Raw genomic sequence first — 4,336 nt, forward strand, 5'->3', positions numbered from 1 at the left:
GTAAGACAAAGTTGCGTGGTTTAAGCACTAAAGTTAGCAAATAAATCACAGATAGAAAATCCGCAAGGATTTTCGTAAATAGGCTTTTACCAGCAATTTTTTTTACACGGTGTTGGCACACGTTTTTTTAATCATTAAATTTTTCTACTTTTCTAATTCCTTAAACGATTTACCTATAATCTCACCCATTTTAGAGAAAGAATAGTCATATGCACCAAATACTAAATTGATATAATACTTTCCAATTGGAGAACTCCATAAGTTAATATATTCAGATAAATCATTATCATTAACATCTTTATATGTATAAATTGACAATGCAACTAGTTGATTGGTCATTTGCGCTGAAAAATTTTCTGGCAGGGCTGATTGTAATTTTGTTTTTAGCTCTTCTTCTGAAATTTGTTTTTCCTTTGGTTGTCCTAAATTTGCACCATTTGCCATTGAGAAAATAATATTTTTCAACATTTTAACAGTCATTTCAGAAGTCGCTAGTTCATTATTTAAATTGGTTAACTGTTGAATTCTCTCTTGAGAAGGTGGGTTACTCTTCATGTTTTGGAAAAAAGTCATTTTATCTTGTTGATTGTCAGGATTATTCGCTTTAAGTTCAATCCGAGTCATTTCCTTAAATATAGGATTTTGATACATAATGATTGTTTTTTGTAGACTGTCTTTATCTGAATTATTAACTAAATATTCTTTAAAATATATTTCAGCATTTTTAGAATTAAATCCAGACTTCATTATTTTTGAAAATTTCTGAAAATCTTCTTCGTTCTCAAATGATGTAGTTTTCTCGCTAATTTTAGCCTCAAAGATAGCGTCAAATTGCTTAATTTCAGCTGTTGCTCCTGTTTTCTCTAATAGCAAGTTTACTGTTTCTTGTTTAGTTTGTGCGTAAGTATTAAAACTTATAATTCCAATTACTAAACTTGTCAAAAGTGTTTTTATCATTTTTATTGTTTATTATTATAATTTAAATTGTGATTTTTTAATGTGTGCCAACGGTTTGTATAAGAACAGTAGGGCGAAAAAAACGCAACTACCATTCGGTTGAACGCAAGCCGAATTTTTAAATTTTACTTATTATCATTTTTTCTAAATAAGCCAAATTTAAAAATTTGGCGACCTCGAAAAAGTGCCTGAAAAATTGGGTTAAGCACCAATTGCCCTATTGTTTTTATACGTTGTTGTAAACAGTATTTCATTCCGCTTTGTTCACAGGGATCTTAAATTCGCATACCTTTTGGCTATCTTCATTATCATACCAAACTTTTATATTCAGTGTGTCATTTTCTAAATAGTTTGTAGTTACTTTAATTTCAGTTTGCATTGCAGTTTTATCTTTGTTCGTCCCAAGAATTGTAATTCCCGGTCCAGCTATTCTGAGGTTTACGGGGTCAATATTGGTTACTACAAAATTCGTTTTGGAAGGTTTGTTATAAGTTAAGAAATCCATTCCGTTTTCAATTTCTATCGTAATCTTCTTATTTCCATTTTCACAAATAAATTCAACTTTATCTGATATTGAATTTTGACAACTCACAAATAAAAGAATTAGAATTATAGTTAAATAATAGTATCTCATTTGTTTTCTGATATTGTTTACAACGTTTAGGCTATGGTTAGTACGGGAATTAAAAGTAGTGAACTTTCGATTAAGCACTTAGCCAAAACTTTTTATTTTGTTTTATCTTTTTTTTCTAAAGCCAAATCAAAAGATTTGGCGGACTTAGTTTAAAGCTCTAAACTTTGGGTTAAGCATCAAAACCCGTATTAATTATAGCCATTGTTGTGGTTAGTGTTTCTTTTTTTCAATCCACAAGTTTTCTCTCCATTTGTCTACAATAGTTATCAAATCAGATAAGCTCCATTTTTCGGTTAACAATTCCAATCCTTTTATAATTGGTGACTCAGTAATATCAATGTCTTTATTTATTTTCAAACCGCAATCTAATAAAACAGTTGAAGTCCCTTTTCTTAAATCATTTTCGTCATCTCTGTGTTTAAAATAGTTTGCTATTCCTATTATTAACTCAATTTCAGTTCTTTTTGTATTATTTACTAATTCACCAAATTTATATTTTTTATATTGATTTTCTAATGTCTCAAACCTGTCGTAAATACTGCTATTTATGTAATTTTGAAGCGCTATAAATGATAGTCCAATTATAGGTTCAACTTCTTCTAAAAACCAAATTCCGTCATACCATTCAATCTCTTCAATTTTTTTATCTAACTCAAGTATAGATTTTTCAAGACCTTCGATTGTTAGGTTTAAACTTTCTATTCTATAATCACATCTTCTCCAATGCATTTTTCTTTTTTTTTATGAACATCCATATTATATGAGAACTTAGAGCTCCAATTGTTCCGAAAATCCAAAATCCAAGATTAATTCCTAAAATAGGCATTCCGCAATTAATTCCGTCTGTTCTTGGTTTTGGATAAAAGAATTGAGGAAGAATAAAATAATACCCGATTAAAACTAAAATTAGAATTACAAAATTCGGAATTCTAATTTTATATCTATAAGTCAGAAAATAAAAAGTCAATTGAAATAAACTGATTATTAAAATAAGTGCTAAAATCATTTTATTTTCTGTTTTTTGCATTAACCACAACGTGTTAGTATATGGAAAGTTGCGTGTTTGTGTGCGAGGATTTTCCGAAGGAAAATCAGATGTAGCAAACACGCAACGACCTTTGTTTAAGCACAAAACCAGCAATTTTTTATATACTGTGTTGTGTGCAGTTTTTTATTCCGCTTTTATTTGTTCAGTTAAATATGAAATTTCAGGATTTTTCTTATTCACTAATATTTCAATTTGTTTTCCTTTCTTTAATTCACCAATTTTTTCAAGAATGATTTCTCGTTCATAATTTTCATTCTGATAATTATAAGAGAATGAAAGAACACTCAAACTTTCTTTTTCAAATGTTTTAGTTACTATTCCGTTTGTAAAGTCAAAGTCATTTTTGTTTAATATTATTGGTTTTGTATAATCAACTTCCGAAATTTCAGGGTTTGATTTAGAGTATTTAATACTATAAAATTCTCCAATATTAAAAATCCTTGAACTTAAAGGTCGAGTTTCGTATTTTATTCCGTCAACATTATATTCGAGAAAGTTTGTTTTAGATTTGTATGTATTACTTCCAATAATTCTGCAATATGTAAATTCAAAATTTTCAGACAATAATTTTTCCCGATTTTCATTGTCGTAATTTTTGTAAAAGAAAAAAGCACAAATAATAATTCCGAGTAAAAGTATTATCAGATAAACGTTTTTCTTTTGTTTCGGTGTTAAATTGTCTTTTTCTATTTTCATTCAGTTTTTTTAGGTCTGCTGAGCAATTGCACACAACGAGTTTGTATAAGATTAGTGGCGTGTTTAAGCACTTAATTTAGCAAATAAACACCAGATAGAAAATCCGCGAGGATTTTCGTAATTAGGCGAGGACTAGCCATTAATTTTATACGGTGTTGTACACTGGGCGTTTTTTCATAAAGATTAAAATTAGTCCGACAATTATAAAAGGAATACTCAAGATTTGTCCCATATTAATTGTCATTCCATCTTCGAATCCGACTTGGTTTTCTTTAAAAAATTCAATTATAAATCTAGCAGAAAACACCAAAACTAAAAGAACTCCAAAAATTAGTCCATTAGATTTTTCTTTTGCCATTTTATTATAAATGAGCATTAATACTCCGAATATTAAAAGATAAGAAAATGCTTCATAGAGTTGAGTTGGATGTCTTGGTATTAAATCATCTCTTTGAAAAATAACTCCCCAATTTCCATTTGTTGGTTTTCCATAAATTTCAGAGTTCATAAAATTCCCTAATCTGATGAAGACAGCGACTATTGGTGTAGCAATTGCAATTTTGTCTAAAACCCATAAATAGTTTGTTTTATACTTTTTGCAGTAAATTCCGATTGCGATTAAAGTTCCAATTCCTCCTCCGTGACTTGCTAATCCTTGAAATCCGATAAATTGATATGTATCTCCTATTTTTTTTATTGGCAGTAAAATTTCGATTGGGTTTGCAAAATAATATGATGGATCATAAAATAAACAATGTCCGAGTCTTGCTCCTAAAAGTATTCCCACAACAACGTAAATGAATAACTTTTCTAAATTTTCAATTGGTATATTTTCTTTAATATAAATGCGTTTCGCAACGTAATGTGCCAAAAGAATTCCAGTCATAAAAAATAATCCATAATATTTTAAAGGAAAAGTTTCGGTTATCCAATAAATTGTAGGGTCAAGATTCCAGTTTATAATTCTATCGTTCATTAGTTATCGTGAGTTTTTTTAGCCT

At 28.9% G+C, this 4,336-nt stretch carries 6 protein-coding genes; all 6 read right to left on the bottom strand.

Annotation, left to right across the window (positions count from 1 at the left end):
- Positions 1 to 144 precede the first annotated feature (144 nt).
- The 6 genes from CXF67_RS08330 to lgt all read right to left on the bottom strand — a co-directional run bounded on the left by CXF67_RS08330 (position 145) and on the right by lgt (position 4,311).
- Entirely contained in the window at positions 145 to 957 is an 813-nt protein-coding gene (locus tag CXF67_RS08330; protein WP_102088339.1) for a hypothetical protein, read from the bottom strand.
- Positions 958 to 1,207: 250 nt separating this feature from the next.
- Positions 1,208 to 1,591 carry a hypothetical protein gene (locus CXF67_RS08335; protein WP_102088340.1) on the bottom strand — a complete coding sequence of 128 codons (384 nt, stop codon included), beginning with the start codon at positions 1,589 to 1,591 and terminating at the stop codon, positions 1,208 to 1,210.
- A 210-nt stretch (positions 1,592 to 1,801) separates the two neighbouring features.
- Complete coding sequence (locus CXF67_RS08340; RefSeq protein WP_102088341.1) at positions 1,802 to 2,320, bottom strand: hypothetical protein; 519 nt, start codon at positions 2,318 to 2,320, stop codon at positions 1,802 to 1,804.
- The gene (locus tag CXF67_RS08345; protein WP_102088342.1) at positions 2,301 to 2,618 is read right to left on the bottom strand and encodes a hypothetical protein; all 318 of its coding nucleotides are present in this window, start codon (positions 2,616 to 2,618) and stop codon (positions 2,301 to 2,303) included. Before CXF67_RS08345 ends, CXF67_RS08340 begins: the two co-directional genes overlap by 20 nt.
- Positions 2,619 to 2,762: 144 nt before the next feature.
- Positions 2,763 to 3,335 carry a hypothetical protein gene (locus CXF67_RS17825; protein WP_145990411.1) on the bottom strand — a complete coding sequence of 191 codons (573 nt, stop codon included), beginning with the start codon at positions 3,333 to 3,335 and terminating at the stop codon, positions 2,763 to 2,765.
- Positions 3,336 to 3,480: 145 nt separating this feature from the next.
- A complete protein-coding gene (gene lgt, locus CXF67_RS08355; protein ID WP_102088344.1) occupies positions 3,481 to 4,311 on the bottom strand; it encodes a prolipoprotein diacylglyceryl transferase in 831 nt (276 codons plus the stop codon).
- Between the last annotated feature and the right edge of the window lie 25 nt (positions 4,312 to 4,336).

Source organism: Psychroflexus sp. MES1-P1E (assembly GCF_002836055.1).
Lineage (GTDB): Bacteria > Bacteroidota > Bacteroidia > Flavobacteriales > Flavobacteriaceae > Psychroflexus.

What these genes read in the sequence shown, in the direction of transcription:
- CXF67_RS08345 (WP_102088342.1), bottom strand. Translation starts at nt 2,618, where the DNA reads ATGCAAAAAACAGAAAATAAAATGATTTTAGCACTTATTTTAATAATC.
- CXF67_RS17825 (WP_145990411.1), bottom strand. Translation starts at nt 3,335, where the DNA reads ATGAAAATAGAAAAAGACAATTTAACACCGAAACAAAAGAAAAACGTT.
- lgt (WP_102088344.1), bottom strand. Translation starts at nt 4,311, where the DNA reads ATGAACGATAGAATTATAAACTGGAATCTTGACCCTACAATTTATTGG.
- CXF67_RS08335 (WP_102088340.1), bottom strand. Translation starts at nt 1,591, where the DNA reads ATGAGATACTATTATTTAACTATAATTCTAATTCTTTTATTTGTGAGT.
- CXF67_RS08340 (WP_102088341.1), bottom strand. Translation starts at nt 2,320, where the DNA reads ATGCATTGGAGAAGATGTGATTATAGAATAGAAAGTTTAAACCTAACA.
- CXF67_RS08330 (WP_102088339.1), bottom strand. Translation starts at nt 957, where the DNA reads ATGATAAAAACACTTTTGACAAGTTTAGTAATTGGAATTATAAGTTTT.